This is a genomic window from Enterococcus sp. DIV1639a (genome assembly GCF_050530445.1).
In the GTDB taxonomy this organism is placed as follows: Bacteria; Bacillota; Bacilli; order Lactobacillales; family Enterococcaceae; genus Enterococcus_B; species Enterococcus_B hirae.
In genome coordinates, this window is record NZ_CP172886.1 from 1710409 (window position 1) to 1734743 (window position 24335).

Consider the following 24335-nt stretch of genomic DNA (forward strand, 5'->3'; position numbering starts at 1 on the left):
TTAAAAGATTCCTTGTGTTTTATCGATTTTTTTGACGATCATGTTGGTTCCTAACACTAAAAAGAAGCCAACTACTGACTGCAACAGTCCACCAGCAGCCGATAAACCGATATCTCCCATAGACGACAATCCGCGATAGATATAAGTGTCAATGGTTTGTGTCACATTGATAAGCGCCCCTGAATCTTTTGGCACTTGATAAAACAATCCGAAGTCTGTCCGAAAGATCCCCCCTACTGCTAAAATCGTCAACATAATGATCACAGGTTTCAACATAGGAATCGTGACATACCAGATTTGTTGGAATTTTGTTGCTCCATCAAGATTAGCTGCTTCGTAATAAGATTTATCAAACCCGCATATTGCGGCTAAAAAAATAATCATATTGTAGCCCATCGTTTTCCACATTTGTACAACGACTAAAATATAAGGCCAATACTTTGCTTGCATATAAAATTGGATCGGCTCTTTCCCAATACTTATCAAAAACTGATTGATAAACCCATTTGTCGGGTCCAAAAATGCAAATACGATATAACTGACAACGACCATCGAAAGAAAGTAAGGAATAAACATGACACTTTGATACAATTTTGATAGTCGCTTACTGAAAATTTCATTTAACAATAATGCAAGGATCAATGGCACGATGATTCCCATAACAATGAACAGCACATTATAACCAACCGTGTTGCGAATAATCAGGCTAGCATTCCCACTTTTAAAAATAAATTCAAAGTTTTTAAAAGCGACCCAATCACTCTTCATAAAACTCTCAAAAAAATTACCACTTAATCGAAAATCTTTAAACGCCACTAAAATCGCAAAAAGTGGAAAATAGGAAAATATCGCAAACCAAATAATTCCTGGTAAAGAAAGGAAAAATAAAGGTCGGTTTTTTTTAAATGTTTTTAACACACGATTTTCCTGCTTCTTTTTGACAAATGTTGCTGCTAAATTTTCTTCCATCCTGTTCAACTCCTTATCTACGTTTATCATAAAGTAAATAAAGCGCTTTCTCAATTTGCGATTTTATAGATTTATTGGCAAAATTATAGACAATATTTTTTGTATGTAATAAAGACACAAAAAAGAAGAGTCTGGAATATCACTCTTCTCGAAAAATGATTCATGATTTCATTATTGGTTTTGCTACGCCTTTCTTAGTCATAAAAAATGATAAAAGAATGATTTTTCATTTTAGGTTCAACGGCTCTCTTTCGTTTTCGAACTTGCGTGCTTTATTGGGGGTTATTCCGTATTCTTTTTTATAATGACGATAAAATAAACTGATATCATCATATCCTAAGGCTTTTGCGATCACAGTAATTCTTTCCGTACTCTCTTTGATTCGCTGATTGGCTTCTCTCATACGAATTTTTTTATCATATTCACTAAAACTCATATTCAATTCTTTTAAAAAAAGCTGTCCAAGATAGGCTGGATTCATATGAAATCGCTCAGCTAATGATTTTAAAGAGTAGCGTTTCGTGAAATCCTGATTGACTAGATATAAGATTTGGTCAATCACTGGAGAATGACTTTTTGTGGTACAACTTATTTCAGTCAGTTTTGAACAGATCGTACCTATCTTTTTCTTAAAAACTGATTTGTCTGCTATCTTTAATGCGTAGATCAATGGTTGTAACTCTTGATAAGCTTGTTCTTGTTTTTCCAGAGTAGCAATCCCTTTGTGAAGTGCGATCAGCAAGTAATGACATACTAACGACTGAATCGGATGGTCTTTCCATTGATCAATATTGGCAATAGCTAATTGTTGGAATGCTTCAATCGATTGGTTTTCAAGATAAGCTAAACTTTTAAAATAAATTTTCTGCGTTAGTTGGTATTCGTTGATCAATGTAGTTTTAGGAAATAGATCAATGACTAATGGGTTTTCCAAGATATTTTTACTTTCCATAAATGGTTCAATACTTCGATAAGAATGCGTGATCTCAATTAATGAATGGCAGCCACTACCGATGACCGCAAATAAATCAAATGTCTCACATAAATATTGAATACTTAACCGATAATGTTGTTCTTCTTTAGGAGAAAAAAACAAAAGAAGTTTATTCGGTTCCAATAAAAGGCTATAAGGTTGGACGAATAATACCGATAACTGCTCAGAAACACGTTCAAAAAGTTTATCATTATAAAAAGCACCTTCTAGGTAAGTGATGGTATAATTTTGCCAATCCGTGATTGGTTCAAGGATGTCCTGCCATTTTGCTAATTCCGTTGACGAAATTTCTTGATGCAGCAATTTCCGCAACAAATTGACACGAAACACATCAATCTGTTGATTGTTCTTCAAATGCTGAAAGAGTTTTTCTTCTTTTATTTCTCTTGTCAACTTCCCAAAAGTAGTGGCTAACTCAATAGGATCGACTGGTTTTAAAAGATAATCACTGCTTCCAATGAGAATGGCTTGTTTCAGATAACTAAAATCATCATAACTACTGATAAAGATGATTTTTATTTGTTTTTGTACACAACGTGCCTTTTTAGCAAGTGCCAATCCATCAATATCAGGCATTCTGATATCTGTTAATAAAATATCAATAGCTACCTCATTTAGGATTTTCAATGCTTCAATACCGGAAGTTGTTTTAAATGTCGTGAAATTTTTTGTGTTACCGGTTGTTTTTTTTAGCAGTTTCTCAATTCCTTCTGTGATTAACGGTTCATCATCAACTAGTAAAACATTCACACGATCTCCCCTCCTCTTTTTTTAGGCATGGTGATTTGAAATTTCACATAATCTTCTTGCGTAGTAAATGTTACGCCATACTGATGACCAAAGCGTTGTTTGATTCGATAATCTACCCCAAATAAGCCAGTAGGGGCAGTCATCTCCAGATCATGGCTGTTTTGAGCAAGTTGTTTTTGGATTCTTTGTTTTTCTACTTTTGGAATTGGCTTTCCGTTATTTACTACTTCAATGTACAACCGATCATCCTTTTCAAAACAATGGATCTCGATGAAGTTATCTTGGCGTTGCGAATCAATCCCGTGATGAATAAAATTTTCGATGATTGGTTGGATCGTAAATTTCTCAATCAGCAAAGATTCAAGACTTGGATCACAAACGATATCATAAAATAGTGCATCTTCAAAACGTATTTCAAAAAGACTAAGATAAGCATCACAATATTCCAATTCTTCCGCTAAACAAATGACATCTTTCCCCTTGATCAATTTACGGTATAATGTTGCAGCATTTAAGAGCATTCCTGCCACTGCGTGATCTTCATTTAGTTCTGCTTTCATTCGAATTGCTTCTAACGTATTGTAAAGAAAGTGTGGATTGATCTGGGACCGAATACTTTGGATCTGATAATCCTTTTGTTTAATCTTACTTTTATAAACTTGATGAATCTGGTCATTTAACTGATACGCTAATTCATCAATACTAGAAGAGATCAAAAAAATCGCATCATCACTTTTATAGTCGTCTGATTGAGCGAACTTTTCAGGGTCAAAATTCCCTGTTTTTACTTTGGTAATTTTTTGAGTTAGTTGAGAGAGTCTTCCCTCTATTTTTTGCAAATACTGAAATAGAAATGGGAAAAAACCTAAAAACACAAGGATGGCAAAAAAAGAGTAGACAGTATAGATCAAAGAATATTCTGTAAAAACATTGGCATACTTTGTCGTGGCTGTAACCACGTAATGTTCTGCTTGACGTTGGTCTAGAACATATTTTGGTTTTATCTCCGGTGGAATAGGGTTGTTTTTGTAGAAAACTTGAATATTGCCGTTGTTTCTTAACACTTGATAATGAATCTTTTCAAATAATGGAGAAATATCATAATAAAAATAGACATCTGCTGCGTAACTTAAATCTGTTTCTTTATGTAATTCTTTGTGAAATCCAATCAGATTTCTATTCTTATTTATCTTAAAAATTTGCTTTTTTGTCTTTTCGATATCGTTTGGGTCTGCTAGATGAAATTCATCCACTTTTTTCATCGTGGTTGTCTGATCTTTTTGAAAGACTACGCTACGTTTCGTCTGCGCATGATAAATAACTACAGTTGACAAATAATCATTCATTTTAAAGGACTGATTAACAAAATTTTGGGTTCCATTATACTTTGAACCGGCATGTTTCATGTAAGTAGTCGTTTTGTATTCGTAGTATTCTGCGAGTGATAAATTAGTAATTTGCCTCAAATCTTCCAAATCAGGTTGTTCCGCATACAAAAGCGCCAACATATTATCTGTTGCATTTTTCATCATCATAATTTCTGTATAAAAATTTAAGTTGATTTCCTTTAGATTTTCATCTCTTTTTTGATGGAAAGAAACTGTGATGAGATAAATAATAAAGAATAATACTAATAAACTAACACTCATCCACAACATGTAACGATAAAAAGCGTGTTTCAAAAGGTTATGTTTAATCCTCGTCATGCTTTTAGTCATTTCTCTGATCCAATCCCTTAATACTCGCTATCCGAGTTTGTAAAAATGGTGCATAAAAAGTTAAAAACAAGTAGCAGTAGCCACTAAAACCGACAAAAAAGAAGATAGCTGGCGAGCGTGGAAACAATAAAAGAACAAATAACAGATAGGCAATCGTAAAAAGCTGTAATTGCCATTTCTGGAAAGATAAAATCATCGCATTCAACAACGTTTTTAAAAAGGTGTTTTGGAAAAGGATCGTTTCCATGATAGCAAAAGGAAGGATCAACATCCCGTAGACCGCTAAAATAGCATAAATAATGACAAATATAGAAAAAATTGGAGAAAGTTCAACCATAAAAAAGAGAAATCCTATTGAAGCAATCAAACTGATGAGCAAATAGACAGGTAAACTATCCCAAGAACATGCCTTAGCGATGCTCCGCCAAAAAAATCGGAGATTGCTTTCCTGTTTCTTAATAATAAACTGATACAGCGATTCAAATAGTGCGATCAATGAAATAGCAAACAGAATCATAAAGAGACCCATTAAGATTAGATATAAAGTAACTCCTTGATAAATCATCAAATAAAGGTAACTAAACAGCGGTAAATTTACAACAATAAAAAAAAGATTGTTTATGACTACATAAATGATCTGTGATGCTACATCATATATTTTTTCTTCCCTTGTCATTTGAATACCCTCCCTAACCAATGTACTATTTTACGTATCTACCTTAACATAAAAGCGTTTTCTTGTAACGGCTATTTCAATTAATTTTTCTCTTTGCTCATTCTTTCTTTTCTTCATATGACCAACTAATATAGGATGTTCTTTCTTTTTACGAACAAAACCGTACGCATTGATTCAACTTTTAAAAAGGTATCCCAGCTTTTGTCTGTAGACTATTTCCAGATGATTTTTAGACTTCTAAAATAACCGTTTTCTCTCTGACTCTTTCGTTCAAATTTTACTTCAACATCTATATTTCCTTTCAATTATTTAAATATTAAATAAAAAAAGTCTAATAATTTATTCTTTTATTCTCTTTATCCACACATTGATTCTTGCTATACTAAGAACGATTGAAAGTTGGAGGTGATGTGTGTGAAAGTGTACTATATTGAAGATAATGTATTCCATCAAGAAGAATTTCGTAAACAATATAATCGTAGTGCTAATTTAGCAGCAATTTCGTTAACCATCCCCTTGCCTTCTCAATTAGAAAAATTCTATGCTGACCTTGATTTTATGCCTATCCAAGACTCAGATATTTTTATTGTTGATATTGAATTGAACCGTTTTCATTCTGGGATTGATTTTAGCAAAAAAATTCGTCAGAGAAATCATTCTTGTTACATCCTGTTTTTGACGAATGACACAACTAAAGGGATGGAGATTATCAATCAAAATATTCGAGCAGATAAATACTATAGTAAAAAAGACATCATGGAAGCTGTAAATGGCTTGGAAGAATTATTGTTCAACCATTCGAATTTGCAACAAGGACAAAGTAAACTCATTAAAATCGAATCACTTTCTAAAATCTATTTAATCGACCCTAAAGAAGTCAATTACTTAAGTAAGATCACAGGTTCTCGTTCGACTATTGAATTTTTCTGTCAAACAGAATTTTTTTTGATTCATGGGAAAATTGAAGAACTAAAACAGACGTTTCAAAACTTTCATTTTTTCAATGATTTGAAGAGTTACTCCATCAATCCAGCTAACATTAAATTAGTAGATAAAAAAAACAATGAAATTGTGTTTAAAAATGATGATACCTTGATCCTTAGCCGTCGAAGCATAAAAAAATTAGTGGATTTTATGGAACATCTGAAAAATGAAAATCATTTAGTTCATTAGTCCCATACGTACAACAAAAAGCCACTTGCCTATTCAGTAAATAGGCAAGTGGCTTTTTTTTAATGGACTGTTTCTTTTTTCAAAGTTAAGATACAGTAAAAACGTTGCTCTTGTTTGTCATACTTTAAATTCAATGCAAGATTCTCATTCTCTTCTACGATTTTTTTGACACTGTATAACCCAATTCCCTTACTACTTTTCTGACTGGTTGTTCCTTTTTGAAACAATTCAGTTAGATTTTTTCCAGTGTTTTTGCTGGGATTACTAAATTCAAAATAAAAACAATCCCACAAATGTTCAACGATGATCGTGATTTCTTTTTTTTCTTTCGCCATCGTTTGATCATAATGAACAAACGCATTTTCGATAATATTTGTAAATAAGCGAATCATGTCATAGGAATTCATTGAAAGCTTGGGTATGATATGATTAACTTGGATTTTATAAGGTATCCGAAGCTCTTCTGCCCGCTTAACAAATTTGACAAAAACTCCTTGCAACAGTGGATCATAAATTTTTTGTAACTTCATGTGTAAAGCATCGTTGAGTTGCGTTTCAAAAAACTCTTTTTCTTCCCCTACGATGGCCTCTATTTCGTTATGAATTTGTTTATTCTGTACAAGATCTTCCATCACACCAACATAATTTTTATAATCATGACGAAATTCTTCTAGCTTTTGATAATATTCTTCATTTTTTTTCATGCTTTCCAAATAGATTTGATAGTATTCTTCCTTTTTTTCATTCAATAAAATCAAAAGCATAAGTAGTCCATAAAAGGAATTACTAGCAACTAAAATAAAAGAGGTTAAAAGGAAATCCAATGAATCCATCGAAAAAAGCAAATGATACCACAAAAGTGACATGAACATACATATAATCAAAAATGTCGAAAACAGACGATTTTTTTTATATGCGTATAGATAATTACTAATTCGAAACTTTTTATCTAATTCTTTCATTACAATTAGGATTGCCACTAAAAGCAAAATTTCTAGGATCGCATTCGCTAACAAGTCATAATTTTCTAAAAATCGTGGCACTTCAATTGTCAAAAAAACAGAAATGCCGATAAAATTTACACAAAAAGTATTTAATAAAAAAACAATAAATAGATTTCTTGTTTCCTGAAAAATATATTTTCCATTATAAAAATAAAGTAAAACCAAAAATACTGGCGTCCATTCAATCAGCCATATATTAAGTAGCGTTAATCCCAAACGAATGAAGCAATCCATAAAAATCCTTTTTTTTGCAAATAAAATGAGACCTATCAGTGCAAAATTAAGATGAACCACTATAATATAAATAATCACTTCCATTAACCCATCCCCCTAAGCAAACCAGTTTATCATTTTCAAACATACCACTTTTTCATTAATTGGTGCCTCCCCTTTTGACAACCAATAACATTACTGTTATAAGATAACATGAATAATAAAAAATACTAGAAAAATCGCAAGCATATTTAGAATATTTGAAAAATTTAATTTTTATTTAACCACCTTAGAGCTTAACTGTAAAACTGAATCTCACGTTACCTTAACCTTCTCGATTAGATGGAAATCCAAGTTTCATTTATTCATCTTTTTTTAGTAGCATAGAACTATCCAAACTATTTCAATCAATGAACAGTCTTCTTTGATCAGCATTTGCACCATCCTTAATAAAACAATACAAAAAAATAAGCCAAAGATAGCTTAAATACAAAAAGTAATTTTGGCTATCTTTGGCTTATTTCGCTAATTTCAATATTAAAAATCTGGATTTCAATCATTTGAATATCCCTGTTAACCAGCTCCACTATATTTTATCAATAAAAGTAACTAAGGGGCATTGACAATTGTCCATTCCACCTGTGATGAATATTCCCCAGCATATCCACCGGGTTGAACATTTAGATAAAAATAGTTTTCTGAATTTTGTAGAATGCTGTAATTCCGGACTTTATTATTAGTTGTTACTTCAGTCATAGGAAGTGTGATCGGATGTTCTTTTTCGATGACTTGTGCCGTATCACCATTTTGATAAAAAAGAGTGGCTGGTAATACTTGTTTACCATCTTTAAACTCTTCAGTTTGTGACACATTAAGTTTCCAATTCATCGGTTTTCCAGTTGTATCTTCTACTAAAAGATTGGCTGCCTGTGTCAAATTTGTTTGAATCGTATGACTAGCAACGGGGATTGCCATGAAAGTCAGAAGATCTGGTACGTTTACAAATCTCACAACCCCCGCTTCTTTGATCACCTTAAATGTTTCAATATTTGATTGTTGTTGTTTTTCATTTTTAACATAAACTTCAAATTGATTTTCTCCTGCTGCTAAGTCTGCAAGTGTGAAATTCTTTGAAAAATCAACCATATTTCCAGGTTGTGTATTCGCAATCGAATCTGAATCATTCAGCTTTTTTTCAACACCATTTAACTTATAATAAATATTGATCCACGAACCACTATCGGCTTTCCACTTGCCACTCAAGGTAAACCCTTGATCCCCCGGGTAAAGAACGAGCGTTTGATTAGCAAGATTATTTGCCAGTTCAATCGTAGGAGGTGAAGCAGGTTTGGTCATTCTTAAGACCGTTGAATCTTGTGCTGACTCACCATTACTTTTTTGAATCATCAAAGTCACATTATTCACTTCTGAAACTGATGGTAGCTGACTCAGGTCAACAGGTACACGAAATGTGCCATCACTCTTGAAGCAAGACAATAGTTCATCAGTGTTCATTATCATCCCATTGATTGTTAAGTAAGCTGTGAGATCGTTCAAAGGACCACTCCATTTACCTGTTAGCGTGATCTGCTCGGAATCTAATTCTAGATTTTTGCTCGTATCATCAAAAGATAAGGCTAACTTTTCTGATTGAAAGCTTGGCATTTCAGCAGATAAAAAATGAGTAAATCCAATATCTTTTTTCATACTATCCCAAACAGATGCACGCAAGACAAATTTATCCTTAGTGACTGCTTTTTCTGTGACTTTGGCACGATAGGTGATCGTCATTGAATCACCCGTTTTTTCCAATAATCGATAAACCGAGTAATTGTCACTATAAGGACCATCAGAGATACCGTCTGAAGCGAGCGGCAATATTTCTGTAATCCGCCCATCATAGGACTTGGAATCTCCAAATTCTGTATGTCCATAAAAGTTATAAGCCGTTATGATGTCATAGGCAACTTCCTTAGATGGAGCCATCAAATTTCCGTTACCTGTTACACCACCATGTTTATAAACAAGTTCGGGTTCTCCTAATAATTCCAACCCTTGCTCTTTATCAGGAAAAACCGTCACTAACGTTGATTGCTTATACTCTTCTTCAAGGTTTGTATCATCTTTTTTTCTAAAACTGTTGTAACTGTTATCGTATCCCCAATCGCTGTATAATTTGGATTCCCATCTTTTACATAGGTGATTTTAGCATGGATATGTCCACCATAGATGTCAGCTTCTGATTGTCCATCAGGCCATGAATCCGCAACAACTGACTTAGTAGAGAAGGCTAGCTGAAAGAGACTGAACAAAGCAAAATAGGCGACTAGAAATACTAATTTTTTATTCACTTTTTGCTTTTTCATTTCCTTCCTCACCTACCTTTTTGTTGGAACAGTTTGTAACTTAAGAACACAATGATCCCTAATAGTAAGCCGCCTATCCCAATAATCATCGGCAGATAAGATACTTCTGCTTTTTCTTCTGTAATTGCTTCATCATTGATTTTTTTGGCATTTTCTGGTTTGATCGTAAATGTTTTTGCTAAATGCCATTTCTTTTGATTATTTTCTGTTGTCGCATCCACTGTTAACATATAAGTTCCCGGATCGATTTTCTTCTTGTTGACACTGATCGGAAAATCAAAGTTCGTATTGGGTGCGATCGACATATGATCTTTGTTTGCTGTATACAACACTTTTGATGAGCCTTTTTTAGTGATCGTCGCTTCCGTATGAACTTGACTGATGATCGTTGATGTAGGATTTTGTAAATGTGCAAAAATCGTTGCATACGAATTTTGTAACCCAGTTCTTACAGAAATTAATTTCAAATCTGGTGAGACAGGTTTACTGTTGTTCCTAAGCTCAACCCCAATAACATAAGCATACTTATTTCGAATCGCTGTTCCAGAAACTTTTTCACTTTGGTTCTCTTTTTTCGTTACATGGATACCTCCTAAAAGAATCCCGTCAAATGATTCTTTTGGCATTTTCAATTGAAAGTGCACGTCTTTTGCTTCTCCAGCTGGAATTGTTACTTCCTTTGCATCAGTGGTTAAGCAATCACTGACTTGGTATTTGGCAGAGGCATCCTTTTTAACTGTTCGTTGATTATAATCGATCACACCGTTTGTGTTGGTCGCTGCATTGTTGATCTCTATTTCAAAGACACTTTCTTTTTCTCCGACATTGGATAAATGAATGGATAGGTCGCGCGTTTCATTTGGTGCTTCAGTTAAATCAAAATAAGATACATCTTTATTTGTTTGTTCTTCAGGTATATTTGCACTTACACTATATGCAGATTCAGCTGAATCTGCATATGAGGTAAGCGAATTGACACCAAGGATTCCCCAAAATCCGATGATGCCTGTGACTAAACAAATAAAACGATGATGACGTTTATGCATCATTGTGCATCAGTTGGACCTGCAGTAAGGGTCCAAGTAATCGTTGCGGTATACTCTTTTGCTTGAGCAGAACCAACAGGAACAGTCAATTGAACATTTGTATTGTTTCCTTCTTCTCCTTCAAATACATCTAACCAAGTTCCCTGACCATTCAGACTTTTTGCCGTCATAACTGGTTGAGCTTCATGATTGTTAAAAGTGAAATCAAAAGCATCAGGTTTGCCGCTGATGTTATCAGAAGTCGTTCGAGTATCTCCATTCGCAAATGATAGGATTGCTCCTTTTAATTCAGTGCTGTCAGCTGCTGAAAATTTTGAAGCAGTCGCAGTTAGTGACCAGCCACCAGCTACTCCTCGTTTATCTGTAATTTGAACAAATGGTTTTGCATTTGCTGCGACATAGACTTTTTTATTTTGTGAAATTTCTTGTGTACCAAAACTGATATTGGACACATAGTCAATTGAAAGTGGTCCTTGATCGCCAGTTCCATGATTGTTAGGATCATCTGGATCTACTTCGTCTGGTTTGTCGATTGGATCATCTGGATTATCTGGATTCACTGGTTTATTGGAATGGGTATCATTCCCTTCGAATGTGATCTTTGCTGTTGAAGTTGCTGAATCACTCATTTCTTCTGCATAGATGGTCATACTCATGGTATTAATGGCTAACACACTTAATAATGTAGTTGCTAGAATATTTTTTTTCATGTTTCTTCTCCTTTAGATTAAGCTGGTGCGTCTGTTAATGTCCAAACAAGTGTGGCAGAATAAGTTCCTGCCAAGTTACCAGAAGGTACTTTTAATGAAACAGCTTCTGCTGACATCTGATCTTCCCAAGTCCCTAGACCGGTTGTTGCGGCAGAAAACATAATATTTTGCGCATCTTTATTTACTGTTACCGTTGCCGTTTCAGCTGCCGGAGATTGATTCTCTGTCACCGTTTTTGCTGTCCCTGCTGGCAAGCTTAGTTCAGCCCCAGCTAACGCAACACCATTTTCAGTATAAAATCCTGCTTTTTCACTATCATAGCTAACTTGTAAGTTCCAACCTGCACCATTTCCTCGTAGATCAGATATTTGTGTTTCAACAAATTCATCTGAATTCCCAGCTGTATAGTTTTTTGTTTCACTAGCGATTTTTTGTGTACCGAAGTCAATATTTGAGATATAGTCAATACGTAAAGCACCGGTGTTTCCTGTGGGAATATACGTACCTGGTACATCTGGTGGATCAATTGGATCCGTTGGTTCATCCGTTTCATCTTGTTTCTCTAACCCAACTTTAGCGATACTTGTGCCATGAGTATCATCGGCTATTTCTGCATAAACGGTTGTTGCCTTCGCACTAATAACGAATGTGCTAAATAGTGCGATTGTTAAAACTACTTTTTTCATTTTTTTCCTTCTTTCCTTTTCTCAGTAAGAGGAAACCTCCTGTTGCTGTTACAATGAGTCCACCACAGATCATCAAAGAACTACTCTGCTGATCAATTGTTTTTGGGAGCTTTCTTTGCATCATTCTTTTTGTCTGCCCGTCTTTCTCTTTTGCCAGATCTTCTGATGATGCATTTGAAGGATTTGGTACAAAGCGGATCCCCGCTGTGCTTTGTACAGATTCAGCGTAGACAATCATTGTTCGCGTATATGCCTCAATGGTCAAAAAAATAAGGAACAAAAAGAAAACAATCGTCATCTTTCTCATCCACTTACCCTCACCTTTCTCTTTACAGCAAATGTAACAAAACCTCCTTTTTTTAATCTTCGCTCAATTGGGTAAATCCTATTTTACTTATATTCATTCTAAAAAAAGGCGTTTGAAACCGTTTAACCTTGCAATTTTTGCTTTTTTTGTCTTAAAAGATGAATCGAACGACTGACTGATAACAAATCGGTGTGATAGATCAAATTTCAAAATTGTTGTAGAGACAGTCAAATAAATACTTTGCTAACAATAGTTGGCTGTTTCTAACAATCTCAAAGAATATTCCACCACATTTTTCAAGCCATTAAGTATTCGTTTCACTATTTATTATGTAGACACTTAACTACGCTTCTGTCCTTAACGAAGACTCTTACAGCAATAAAAATTGACCGTAATTAAGAAGAAAGAAAAAAATCAATGGTGAACGTTTCACCCAAATCTATTGACAGAAAATTCAATTTTTTACTTTTTTTGTCTTGACACTGTCCATCATTGCTTCTATAATGAACAAAAATCATTGATAGAGAGAGTAACGAATAATAAGCATTTTAGAGAGCGATTGGTTGGTGGAAAATCGTAGGTCTATTATTTGTGAAAGTAACTCTGGAGATGCACAAGTGACGTTAGAAGTTTGTGCCGGCGATCCCCGTTATCGGATAATGCGCTTCACTATTAGTGAGTCGCTAAGAGATTGTTTATTCATAAACAAAAAAAAACGGTGGTACCGCAATGTCAATTGCCCGTTGGAATAATTATTCCAACGGGCTTTTTGTGTTTTTTCACCAAAGAAAGGAAAAGATTTATGCAAATTTTTAGACAAAGACGAGTCAGACGTTTAGCTTCATTTCATTTATGTTAACTAAACGATTAAGGAGTTATTTATGATGGAAAAATTATCAACAAAGAAATTATTTTTATTAGCTTCACTCATTTTCGGAATGCTTTTTGGAGCAGGTAACCTTATTTTCCCTGCTCATTTAGGTCAACTTGCAGGTAGTCATTGGTTATCTGCTGGGATTGGTTTTTTGATCTCCTCTACTTTATTACCTTTAGCTGCACTGATTGCCTTAAGTAAAACACGCTCAAGCGGGTTGTACGATTTTGCTAAACCAGTGGCTGCGTGGTATGGTACCTTATTTCTTATTATGAACCATATGGCCTTAGGACCTTTATTCGCCACTCCCAGAACTGCTGCATTAGGATATCAATTTAGTTTAGGAATGATTTTACCAGAAAAGTATACAACGATTGGCTTATTTATCTTTTCGGTTATTTTCTTTGGCTTAGCCTATTATTTATCAACTCGTGAATCAAATTTATTAAAAATCATTGGAAAATATTTAAACCCATTATTTTTAATTTTACTATTCGCTGTGTTTATCGTCGCTTTGATTCTTCCCTTAGGGCCATTGGATGCCAAGCCTGTACTGGATTACCAACAAGCAGCAACTACCAACGGCTTTATCGAAGGATATAATACAATGGACGCATTAGCCTCATTAGCTTTTGGAATTACGATCATTCGTGCGCTTCAAGGAATGGGGATTCATGATGAAGATCAGATTGCTAAAAATACTGTAAAATCTGGTCTATTAACGATGGTTTTATGTGGTGGTATCTATTTGGGGATTATTGCATTAGGTACGATGTCTTTAAATCGCTTTGGTATCTCCGAAAACGGAGGGATTGCATTAACTCAAATCGTCCAATCCTATTTTGGTAAAGTGGGATTGATTTTTATGGCCTTGATGACGCTGTTAGCAGTTTTCACTTCTGCGATGGGATTGATTGCCTCATTTGCCCAAGATTTCTCTGTCCGCTTCCCTAAGATCGGCTATAAAGGATGGCTACGAATCACTACATTACTTTCTTTTATTACCGCAAACTTTGGACTTGACACCATTATTGCTTGGACCATGCCATTTTTAATGATTCTTTATCCTCTTTCCATGGCAATGATCATCCCAGCACTTTGCTCTGCCTTTTTCCAAAATCGCAGAATCGTTTATCAATTGACGACAATCTTTACAGCCATACCTGCTTTATTTGATGGTATCAAAGCATTACCTATTCAAAATCATTTGACAACAAATTTAACCAATTGGTATGTTCATACGATTCCATTTGCTTCCAGTGGTGTTGGTTTTATCCTGCCAGCAATCAGTGGCTTTATCATAGGCGTACTGTATTGTTTAATTTTTAAACAAAGAACTGAGTTAGACCCTTCTCTATCTAATTGAGTCTTGTAACGGACAAAGAGAAGTTTTACCGAAATATGACGCTTCATTTGATAATTTGAGTGAAGCCAGAAGAAAGAAGCAAAAAAGAACAATGTTGATTATCTTTTGATAAACGCATTGTTCTTTTGCTAGTTTTCATTGATTGACCTGATCTTGTAAGAGAATTTGATTGTTGATCAGATCTGAGATAAACTCTGTGATATATTTTTCTTTTTCTTCATTAGAATAGTCACCAGAATCAGCAAATCGTATTAATACTTTTTCTTTTACATGACTAAGTGCTACATTTGTTTTTAATAATTCAAATATATAGATCGATACTTCATTATCTAAAAGATAGATTTCATCATTCAAGGAAAGATAGAGGTCGTTCCCTAATTTCTCATAGGCCAATTCGCCGTTCAGTCTCACCTAATCACGCTCCTTCAGGTCATTTCTGTCTGTTTCCAGATACGATACATTTGATTTTTTATTAACTCTTGCAATAATTGACATTCAGAGCGATCCACTCCATGAATATCATTGGTATGATAATAATGTTGCGCACGACAACCACCACCGCATAAATAGCGAAAAGAACAAGTTTGACAACCAGATAAATGATGGATATTTTGAGATTCAAGCAATTCTATCTCTTTATGGTTATAAATATCAGCTAATTTGTTTTTTCTGATATTACCTAATTTATAGTCATCTGTCTCCAATAATTTACATGCAAAAATATCCCCAACTGGATTGATAACGAACTCTCCCAAACCCAAACCACAAGATTCTTTAATTGTAAATGGCTTTAAAAATGCAGATCGTTGAGCACTTTTTTCTTTGCACTCGATTTCTTTTCTTTCTTCAAAAGATAATGAAATATCTGCCATACTACCTCTTCCTAATTCGCTAAATCCACCTAATTTATAGGCGATTCCATTCTCTTTAAAAAACTCAATCGTTTGATCAACTGATTTTAAGTTATAGTTGGTAACGGTTGCATTAACGTAAATATTATGGAAACCGATATCTAAAAGATTACGGATACCTCTCATTGCTATTTCATAACAACCTCTACCACGGTTCTTGTCATTTTCTTCTTTATCAATCGAATCCAAGCTGATGGTCATTGATTCGCATCGATCTGCCAAGAATTGTGCATTCCTTTTTTTCCAATCAAGGTTCCATTAGTGATCAAACCAACCGATAAGCCTAGTTGATAAGCATAATCGATATATTTTAAAGAATCATGATTCAGTCCTATTTCTCCACCAGTAAAAATGACTTTTTTTACACCACAGTCTTTTAATTGATCTAATAGTTGGAACCATTCAATAAAAGACAATTGATCCGGATAGTTCTTGGTCATATCTGCTTCTGCGTAACAATACACACATTTTAAATTACATTGATGTGTCAACGCCAAATAAGCGGTTTCAGGAATGGTGACTTCATTTTTTTTTACTTTTAATGGCTCGTCTAATAGAAGCTGAAAGATTTTTAGTTTTTTTTGCGTAGACTCGGATAACGCTGAATACTTTCGTAGCTTCACCAACTCTAACTCTTCTTTAGAAATCACTAGCCAGCTGCTTCTTAGAACATTATGGAGAATCATTTCATCAAGAAAAGGATACGCGTATAAATTTTCCTTGATTTTCATAGATCACTCACCTCTTTTATTAGCATAACAAACGAATAATAACATTTTGACTATATTAAATAGGAAAATAAAGTCGCCTTTTTAACAGGGGAGTTTTGTAGGGCAACTTTATTTTCCAATTAAAAATGGACATCGGAAGACTAGATTAAGAACCGTTACCAATCAATAACCCACAAGAACATGGGGACAAAACATTGCCAGAGATTTTTTTTAGTACAGGTTTCGTAAACATAACAAGTCTCCTTTCTGAACTTTTAGGAAAAAGCACGATAATATTCATTTTTTTTCCTAAATATAGTATAAACTTTGAATGAAAATATTGTCAATGACGGTTCGAGAGAAAAATTATTAAAACCTTAGTTATAAAATAAAAAAAATTAAACAATTTATGCGTTTCTTTTATATAACGCTAAAATTTCTAAGACACGTTGATTTGTTCTTCTGACTTATTTGATTGGATTCATTGCTATCTATAAGTAAATTTGTTTTTATTTTATTTCATCACCTCAAATTTCCATAGTGATCATAAATTTCCATTAAGTTATTTTAAATAACGATTTTTTAAGTTTAAATTTGAAAAACACTGCTTTATCTGTTTATTTTATTCTAAACATAACGATTATTTAACGAACAAATCTATTTTTTTCATAAGAATTTTAGTATAATTACAATCTATAAAGTATATTTAATTCCTCATCAATCTGAAACTAACTTTTGGGTCATAAGGACTTTATTTTAATTCGATACCACGGTGTTTAAATAGTGGTTTAATTTTTAGGAGGGATATATTGAAAGGTTATTATTCAGTACAAGAATTAGCCGACCAACTTGGTGTGACAACTCGTTCAATTCGAAACTATCTGCACGAAGGGAAATTAAAGGGAACAAAAGTTGGAGGAAAATGGAAGTTTTCTGAACAAAATTTGTTTGATTTCCTTTACGGTGACAAGGAAAATCTAATGATCCAAAAAGATTATCAAGTGACGCTTGATGTCCCTGTCACATTAAAATTATCTCTTGTAACAGATGATTTTCACGAAATGGATGCCTTTAAAGAGGAACTTTTTAATTATCATTCAGAGGTTTATGCTAATAAAAATGATCGATTGATCCAATACACGCATTTCAAAGAAAATGAATATGATATCTTAATTGGTGGTAACTTTAATTATGTCACTAATTTCGGGTCATGGATCTATGAACAACTACAAAAACAAACATCCATTTCACTAAAAAAGAATTAGTTTTTTATTTTGAAAGAGAGACTGTGAAAGAAACGATCTGCTCTGATGACAATAAGCCTGAATTTTTTGAAACAGCTTCCCATGTTTCAAAAAATTCAGGCTTATTTCAAGAACTGGATGCATAAGCACCGTGCATAAGAGATTGCGAAAAGAGCGTTTGACCTGAATACTCACCAAGTAAAAACTAAGACGAATAAACGTAGGAGCAATCAAGATAAAAATCTCGAAACAGCTCCCCATGTTTTGTGGATTTTTTTCTTATTGGCAAAGGTCAGCTCTTTGAATGTCGTTTACTGTTTTTTTAGATTCTGAATTTATTATTTCCCATATTTCTTGTTTCTATAATAATGGTAAGTAGCTTTAACCCTTACCACCTTGAAAGGATGGATATAGTTTCATGCCACCATCTACAAATAAAGTAATTCCTGTCACATAACTGGATTCATTAGAAGCGAGCCAAGCAACAGCGGCGGCGACTTCCTCGGGTTTACCCACTCGTTCCATTGGTATCATGCTTTCTAGAATTTCTTTTTCTTTTGGATCTTCAAATTTTTCTGCATTAATCGGAGTTTTGATCGCCCCTGGTCCAATACTGTTGATTCGAATATTTTCTGGTGCGTACTCCATGGCTACTGTTTCTGTAAACAGCTTGACACCGCCTTTTGATGCTGCGTAATGAGCAAATGTCGGCCAAGGGATTTGTTCGTGAACGGAGGACATATTGATAATATTACCTTTGATCTGATGAGTTTTAAAATAATTCAACGCTGTTTTTGTCCCTAAAAATACGCCTGTTAGGTTCACCTTTAACACTTTCTCCCAATCTTCTAATTCCAGCTCATGGGTTGGTTTTTGCGTTTCCATACCAGCATTATTGACCCAGATATCTAAACTTCCGAATGTTTCGATTGCTGCTTTGAGCAGACGATCCATCCCTTCTTCTGTACTGACATCCGCTTCGACAGCTACTGCTTTGCCACCATTTTTTTCGATCTCGGCTACTGCTTCTTGTGCCCCTTCTTCATCCGAATGATAGTTGACAACCACACACATTTTTTCTTTACCAAAGCGTTCACAGATTGCTTTACCGATCCCTTTTGATCCTCCAGTTACTACTGCCACCTTATTTGTTAGATCTTTATACATATACTTTCCACCCTTCTTTTTCACCTACTGCATACTTCCTATATCAAGTGTACAATAGCACCCTGTCTTTTAGGCAAACGATACGCTTATTCGATCGATTTACTTTTTTCTATAATAAAAGAGTCAGCAAGCTACTTGCTGACTCGAATGATTTCACCAAAAAAGGCTTTTTTATTGTCTTCAGTTAAATTCAATACTTTTATTTAAAATAGTCCGCTGTCGCTTTTTCATCTGCTTTCAGTTGTTCAATCAACGATTCAACGTTTGGAAATTTCACTTGGTTTCTCAAAAAATGATGCCAACGGACTTTTACATGCTCTCCATAGATATCTTGAGCAAAATTTAAAATATATAATTCAACGGTAAGTTCACGATCATCACCAAAGGTATCATTATGACCGATTGATCCCATTGCTTGATACCACGTTTCACCAACTTTGATCTCTGAAACATAGACACCTTCTTTTGGAAGATGAACAGTACTTTTAACTTTGATGTTAGCTGTTGGGAATCCTAGCAGGCGGCCACGAGCATCGCCATGGACTACCACCCCTTCGACCTCGTAAGCAGCCCCCAATAAACGCGTTACTTCATTTATTTCTCCTGCGTTTAATAATTCACGTATCCGTGTCGAACTAATCTTCTCGCCACTGTCTTCTTCTTTTGGTACAGTGATGATTTCAAATCGATTTTTTGCATAACTTGGTAAGTGCGCTACATCTGCAATTTCTTTAGGTCCGTAAGTATAGTCAAAACCAGAAACAGCATATTTTGCATGAAGTCCTACGATATATTGATCAACAAATTCTTGTGGAGCTAAATGAGCAAACGATGACGTAAAATCGATTTCGTATAAATAATCAACACCTAATAAGGCCATTTTTTCTTCTTTTTGTTCCAGAGTAGTCAAATATTTTACTTGACTTGGATTTATTTTTTTGAAGACGATTGAAGGATGTTGGTTGAAAGTCATCAAAGCTAATTTCAATCCTTCTTTTTTAGCAATTTCTTTTCCCCGATTGATAACACGTTGATGGCCTAGATGTACCCCGTCAAAAAAGCCTAAAACAAGTACAACGTCTTCTGGTGGGATCTGATCTGCTTGATAAGGATGTCTAATTTTGATAATTTTCATTTTTATACCTCATTCCTCAACACTTTGCTTGGTTTTAATTTATTTTTTTCTTTTGGATTTGGCTGGTAAATACTTACTACTTTGTCTTGGTAAAAAAGTGCGATCTCTTCTGTCGGCATTTCTGCTAAGTTAAATACCTGATAATCTAAGCGCATACCATTTTTAACTTTTTCCCAAACACGATCACTAATGTCTACTCTCTTAAAACGAGCAACACCAGCTTCTAGTGGCAATAAATGTTCTTCAAAGGTTCCTGCAAGCATATAATCTGCTACTTGCTGTAAAGTGATTGCCTGCTCCTTCTTCATTCCTCCACTAGCTGTTCGAGTTAGATCGGACATGTGAGCAGGATAGCCTAATTTTTTCCCAGTATCAACAGCAAGCGTTCGTACATAAGTCCCTTTCCCGCATACTACCTCAAAACGCCAAGATAGCAACCCCTTCTCTTGGTCCCAATGCACGTCATTTGTTCTTTCAAAACGTTCAATCTGCGCTTTACGCACGGGACGTGTAACTGTTTCATTGTTTCTGGCATACTCATAAAGACGTTTGCCGTTCACTTTGACAGCTGAATACATCGGTGGTATCTGAGTGATTTCCCCGATAAAACTTTTCATCGTTTCATCAATTTCTTCATCACTGATTAATCGATCAACTGTTTTACTTTCGACGACCTCACCAGATTTGTCTTCTGTCGTTGTACTAAATCCTAATGTAATCTCTCCTTGGTATACTTTTCCTGCATCGCTTAAATATTCGATAACTTTAGTCGCTTTTCCAAGGCAAATCGGTAACACACCATCAACATCAGGGTCTAACGTACCACCATGACCAATTTTTTTCATATGTAAGATTTTTCTTAATTTAAATACACAATCATGACTTGTCATGCCACGTTCTTTCCACAAAGGTAATAATCCGTCCATGTTTTTTCTCCCTATCCAATAAAATATCAACTTTGTCATTATAACACATCCCACAATAATGTGACGATTTTACCTTTTTTCGCTACGTTTTTATTATTTGGCAACAAACTTGTAATAAAACTTCACAAACCTGTAAATACAATTCATGTTATTCTCTTAGACAAAGGCAAGCTTGAATCCTTCATTTGCAGCCTTTGATTAAAACGAGTCGCAGCTTTTAAGGAATAAATGATCCTAGTCTTCCCCAAAACAAAAAACTGAGGATCATATACGAATCTCGAAAAGAGTCTGAAGTATAAATCTAACTCTTAATAAATGGTGTCCAAGAAGCCACTTCTTAAAAATAAGAGAGAATTTTTCAAAATAAGAAAAGCTATTTTAAAAGATTCTCTCTTATTCGTTTGGAGTTGACCGCTTCTTTCACAACCTGTTCGAGACACGTACAAATTGTTCATTTTTTTCTCATGTATTCTGTACAGTAAAATTATGGTACTGTGCGTTTGTCATTTTAAACTACTTGCATTGTGTAGTTTGAACTTTTTTTCTAAAAAATTGGATGATGGTGTAACTGCGGTATCTCTGCTTTATAAAAAGCTAAAACTAAAAAAACTACTAAAAAAGAGCTATAACCCCACTTCTTAAGGTTTATAGCTCTTTTTGTTTTAATCTTTATTTAAATTACGAAGCAACTCATCAATGTGGTTACCATACCCCACTGACTCATCTAATTCAAAAGTTAATTCAGGCGTTTTATAGATGCTTAAGTTGTGTCCTAATTCACGGCGAATCAGTCCACTTGCTTTTGCTAGGCCTTCCTGTGCTTTTTTCTTATCTGAAGCTAAGTCAGATAAAATACTATAATAGATGGTTGCTTGTTGTAGATCTCCCGTAACGTGGACATCAGTGATTGTCACGTTTTCTACACGAGGATCACGAACTTTTTTGCGTAAAATATCATTTACTTCTTTTAAAATTTCTTGACCGACTCGGCGGTCTCGATAGTTTGCCATATTGAGCGGCCTCCTAAAATTAATTTGTTTTGATTTCTTCCATAATGAAGCCTTCGATGACGTCATCGACTTTGATGTCATTGAATTTTTCGATCATTGCACCACATTCATAACCCATTTTAACTTCTTTTACATCGTCTTTGAAACGTTTCAAGCTAGCTAGTTGTCCTTCGTAAATGACGATACCATCACGGATCACGCGAACGCCACTATCACGTCGAATGTATCCTTCTGTGACATAAGCCCCAGCGATCGTTCCAACTTTTGATACTTTGAATGTTTCTCGAACGATCATTTGACCAGTGATTTTTTCTTCAAACTCTGGATCTAGCATCCCTTTCATCGCCGTTTCGATTTCTTCGATTGCTTTATAAATGATTCGGTGTAAACGAATGTCCACTTCTTCATTATCCGCTTGAATTTTAGCTTGTGGTGTAGGACGAACATTGAACCCAATGATGATCGCATTACTTGCTGCTGCCAGGGTTACATCACTTTCATTGATGGCACCAACTGCAGAATGGACGATTTTCACACGTACGCCTTCTACATCGATCTTTTGCAATGAAGCAGCCAATGCTTCTGCAGAACCTTGTACATCAGCTTTAATGATAACATTTACTTCTTTTAATTCGCCTTCTTTTAAGCTTTCAAACAAGTTGTCCAATGTTACCCGACTAGTGATCGCACGATGTTCTAACAACGCACGTTTGGCACGTTCTTCACCGGCTGCACGAGCAGTTTTTTCATCTTCAAAGACAACAAAGCGGTCACCTGCTTGTGGCACATCGTTTAACCCAGTGATCTCAACTGGTGTTGCTGGTCCAGCAGATTTTTCACGACGACCTAAGTCGTTGACCATCACACGCACACGTCCATAGGTATTTCCTACTACAATTGGGTCACCTACGTTTAAAGTCCCTTGTTGAACAAGTAATGTTGTAACAGGTCCTTTTCCTTTGTCTAGACGTGCTTCAATTACTGTACCAATTGCTCGTTGTTTAGGATCTGCTTTTAGATCCTCTACTTCCGCAACCAGCAAGATCATTTCTAGCAATTCGTCAATATTTTGACCAAATTTAGCAGAGATTTCAACGAAAATCGTTTCTCCACCCCAAGCTTCTGGAATCAATTCATATTCACTTAATTCTTGCATCACGTGTTGAGGATTTGCCCCTGGTTTATCAATCTTATTAACAGCAACGATAATTGGTACGCCAGCTGCTTTCGCATGGTTGATTGCTTCGACTGTTTGTGGCATAACACCGTCATCTGCTGCTACAACTAAGATCGTGATATCAGTGATGCTTGCTCCTCGCGCACGCATACTTGTAAATGCAGCATGCCCAGGTGTGTCTAAGAATGTGATTGGTTTGCCATCGATATCGATTTGGTAGGCACCGATATGTTGTGTAATCCCACCAGCTTCGCCACTTGTTACTCGTGAATGACGTAATGTATCAAGTAATGTTGTTTTCCCGTGGTCGACGTGTCCCATGATTGTTACAACTGGTGGACGAGAAACCAATGTATCAGGATTTAATTCTTCTGGTTCAAAGAATTTGTCGATATCTGCGATATCTACTTGGATTTTTTCTTGTGGTTCCATCCCATAATCTGTTGCTAAGAGTTCAATCGTATCTTTATCTAGTGCTTGGTTTTGGTTGACCATTACGCCAAGCATAAATAATTTTTTGATGATCTCTGCTGGTTCACGATGGATTTTCTTCGCAATATCCGCAACGTTCATGCCTTCAGTATACTCTAATACTTCTGGTAACTCACGGAATTTACGTGGTGGTACAGCAGGTTTATTGGAAGTTTGTTGTTTTCCTTTTTTCCCTTTTTTGTTAAAACGATTGCGGTTGTTATTGTTAAATTTACCACGATTATTATTGTTGTTACGGTTTTGGTTACCACCTTGGTTTGATCCTTGGCGATTTTGGTTTCCGCCTTGTGTTGATCCTTGGCGGTTTTGATTGCCACTTTGTGTTGCTCCTTGACGGTTTTGGTTATTTCCGCCTCCATTATTACTTCGGTTTTGGTTTGTTGATTGGTTTTTTCCTTGATTCACTTGACCGCTCCCTTGACCGCGATCTTGATAGTTGCGGTTATTTTTTTGTTGTTTCGTTTTTGTTTCTTGTTTCTTTTGTTCATTCGGCTGGTTTGTGGCTGGCTTTTGGCTGGCTTGCTGTGCTGGTTTTTTATTCGTCTGTGGTTTTTTGAACGCTTGTTGCAACTTCTTTTCATCACCAGTTGTGATTGCTCCCATGTGATTCTTCACATTAATCCCAAGTTGCTGCGCCTTTTCCACAACGTCTTTACTAGGCTGATTTAATTCTTTTGCTAGTTCATAAATTCGTTTGTTGCTCATGCAATC

At 35.1% G+C, this 24335-nt stretch carries 22 protein-coding genes and 1 other annotated feature; of the genes, 3 read left to right on the forward strand and 19 right to left on the reverse strand.

Annotated features, from left to right (window positions below):
- The 4 genes from IGJ32_RS07640 to IGJ32_RS07655 form a co-directional block, all read right to left on the reverse strand.
- Positions 1-969, reverse strand: a complete 969-nt coding sequence (locus tag IGJ32_RS07640; protein WP_063627236.1) for an ABC transporter permease — start codon at positions 967-969, stop codon at positions 1-3.
- A 226-nt stretch (positions 970-1195) separates the two neighbouring features.
- The gene (locus IGJ32_RS07645) at positions 1196-2713 is read right to left on the reverse strand and encodes a response regulator transcription factor (RefSeq protein WP_204641141.1); all 1518 of its coding nucleotides are present in this window, start codon (positions 2711-2713) and stop codon (positions 1196-1198) included.
- Positions 2710-4431 carry a sensor histidine kinase gene (locus IGJ32_RS07650; RefSeq protein ID WP_430610349.1) on the reverse strand — a complete coding sequence of 574 codons (1722 nt, stop codon included), beginning with the start codon at positions 4429-4431 and terminating at the stop codon, positions 2710-2712. Before IGJ32_RS07650 ends, IGJ32_RS07645 begins: the two co-directional genes overlap by 4 nt.
- Positions 4424-5107 (reverse strand): hypothetical protein, encoded by a 684-nt coding sequence (locus IGJ32_RS07655; protein ID WP_010718903.1) that lies wholly within the window; start codon positions 5105-5107, stop codon positions 4424-4426. Before IGJ32_RS07655 ends, IGJ32_RS07650 begins: the two co-directional genes overlap by 8 nt.
- A gap of 408 nt (positions 5108-5515) precedes the next feature.
- On the opposite strand from IGJ32_RS07655, the gene IGJ32_RS07660 reads away from it, so the two are divergent.
- On the forward strand, positions 5516-6280 hold the full coding sequence (locus tag IGJ32_RS07660) for a LytTR family transcriptional regulator DNA-binding domain-containing protein (RefSeq protein WP_192924244.1): 765 nt from the start codon (positions 5516-5518) through the stop codon (positions 6278-6280).
- A gap of 59 nt (positions 6281-6339) precedes the next feature.
- Here IGJ32_RS07660 and IGJ32_RS07665 read toward each other — a convergent pair whose 3' ends face one another.
- The 7 genes from IGJ32_RS07665 to IGJ32_RS07695 all read right to left on the reverse strand — a co-directional run bounded on the left by IGJ32_RS07665 (position 6340) and on the right by IGJ32_RS07695 (position 12612).
- Positions 6340-7602: a GHKL domain-containing protein gene (locus IGJ32_RS07665; protein WP_010737761.1), complete on the reverse strand. Its 1263-nt coding sequence runs from the start codon at positions 7600-7602 to the stop codon at positions 6340-6342.
- 504 nt (positions 7603-8106) lie between these two features.
- Complete coding sequence (locus tag IGJ32_RS07670; RefSeq protein ID WP_342081996.1) at positions 8107-9549, reverse strand: hypothetical protein; 1443 nt, start codon at positions 9547-9549, stop codon at positions 8107-8109.
- A gap of 29 nt (positions 9550-9578) precedes the next feature.
- On the reverse strand, positions 9579-9863 hold the full coding sequence (locus IGJ32_RS07675) for a hypothetical protein (protein WP_342081997.1): 285 nt from the start codon (positions 9861-9863) through the stop codon (positions 9579-9581).
- Positions 9864-9871: 8 nt separating this feature from the next.
- A complete protein-coding gene (locus IGJ32_RS07680) occupies positions 9872-10912 on the reverse strand; it encodes a DUF916 and DUF3324 domain-containing protein (protein WP_053766751.1) in 1041 nt (346 codons plus the stop codon).
- Positions 10909-11619: a WxL domain-containing protein gene (locus tag IGJ32_RS07685; RefSeq protein WP_081127426.1), complete on the reverse strand. Its 711-nt coding sequence runs from the start codon at positions 11617-11619 to the stop codon at positions 10909-10911. Before IGJ32_RS07685 ends, IGJ32_RS07680 begins: the two co-directional genes overlap by 4 nt.
- A 17-nt stretch (positions 11620-11636) precedes the next feature.
- On the reverse strand, positions 11637-12305 hold the full coding sequence (locus tag IGJ32_RS07690; RefSeq protein WP_342081998.1) for a WxL domain-containing protein: 669 nt from the start codon (positions 12303-12305) through the stop codon (positions 11637-11639).
- Positions 12271-12612 (reverse strand): LPXTG cell wall anchor domain-containing protein, encoded by a 342-nt coding sequence (locus IGJ32_RS07695; protein ID WP_081127425.1) that lies wholly within the window; start codon positions 12610-12612, stop codon positions 12271-12273. Before IGJ32_RS07695 ends, IGJ32_RS07690 begins: the two co-directional genes overlap by 35 nt.
- A 508-nt stretch (positions 12613-13120) precedes the next feature.
- Positions 13121-13359, forward strand: a binding site (T-box leader).
- 134 nt (positions 13360-13493) lie between these two features.
- Between IGJ32_RS07695 and brnQ the strand changes: the two genes are divergently transcribed.
- On the forward strand, positions 13494-14852 hold the full coding sequence (gene brnQ, locus IGJ32_RS07700; RefSeq protein ID WP_034698322.1) for a branched-chain amino acid transport system II carrier protein: 1359 nt from the start codon (positions 13494-13496) through the stop codon (positions 14850-14852).
- 135 nt (positions 14853-14987) lie between these two features.
- Here brnQ and IGJ32_RS07705 read toward each other — a convergent pair whose 3' ends face one another.
- The 3 genes from IGJ32_RS07705 to IGJ32_RS07715 are packed head-to-tail and all read right to left on the reverse strand — an operon-like array spanning position 14988 to position 16494.
- Complete coding sequence (locus IGJ32_RS07705) at positions 14988-15263, reverse strand: hypothetical protein (protein ID WP_010737768.1); 276 nt, start codon at positions 15261-15263, stop codon at positions 14988-14990.
- A 14-nt stretch (positions 15264-15277) separates the two neighbouring features.
- The gene (locus IGJ32_RS07710; protein WP_229060329.1) at positions 15278-15985 is read right to left on the reverse strand and encodes a radical SAM protein; all 708 of its coding nucleotides are present in this window, start codon (positions 15983-15985) and stop codon (positions 15278-15280) included.
- Complete coding sequence (locus IGJ32_RS07715; protein WP_342081999.1) at positions 15961-16494, reverse strand: radical SAM protein; 534 nt, start codon at positions 16492-16494, stop codon at positions 15961-15963. Before IGJ32_RS07715 ends, IGJ32_RS07710 begins: the two co-directional genes overlap by 25 nt.
- A 788-nt stretch (positions 16495-17282) precedes the next feature.
- Here IGJ32_RS07715 and IGJ32_RS07720 point away from each other — a divergent pair.
- Positions 17283-17738, forward strand: coding sequence for a helix-turn-helix domain-containing protein (locus tag IGJ32_RS07720; RefSeq protein ID WP_081127423.1), 456 nt, complete (start codon positions 17283-17285; stop codon positions 17736-17738).
- A 360-nt stretch (positions 17739-18098) separates the two neighbouring features.
- On the opposite strand, the gene IGJ32_RS07725 is transcribed toward IGJ32_RS07720, so the two are convergent.
- The 5 genes from IGJ32_RS07725 to infB form a co-directional block, all read right to left on the reverse strand.
- Positions 18099-18884: a glucose-1-dehydrogenase gene (locus IGJ32_RS07725; protein WP_081127422.1), complete on the reverse strand. Its 786-nt coding sequence runs from the start codon at positions 18882-18884 to the stop codon at positions 18099-18101.
- Between the two features lie 199 nt (positions 18885-19083).
- Positions 19084-20019, reverse strand: a complete 936-nt coding sequence (gene ribF, locus IGJ32_RS07730) for a riboflavin biosynthesis protein RibF (protein ID WP_010718889.1) — start codon at positions 20017-20019, stop codon at positions 19084-19086.
- 2 nt (positions 20020-20021) lie between these two features.
- Positions 20022-20945, reverse strand: a complete 924-nt coding sequence (truB, locus tag IGJ32_RS07735; RefSeq protein WP_342082001.1) for a tRNA pseudouridine(55) synthase TruB — start codon at positions 20943-20945, stop codon at positions 20022-20024.
- Between the two features lie 662 nt (positions 20946-21607).
- Positions 21608-21955 carry a 30S ribosome-binding factor RbfA gene (gene rbfA, locus IGJ32_RS07740; RefSeq protein ID WP_010718887.1) on the reverse strand — a complete coding sequence of 116 codons (348 nt, stop codon included), beginning with the start codon at positions 21953-21955 and terminating at the stop codon, positions 21608-21610.
- A 19-nt stretch (positions 21956-21974) separates the two neighbouring features.
- The gene (gene infB, locus IGJ32_RS07745; protein ID WP_053766744.1) at positions 21975-24329 is read right to left on the reverse strand and encodes a translation initiation factor IF-2; all 2355 of its coding nucleotides are present in this window, start codon (positions 24327-24329) and stop codon (positions 21975-21977) included.
- Positions 24330-24335: the final 6 nt, after the last annotated feature.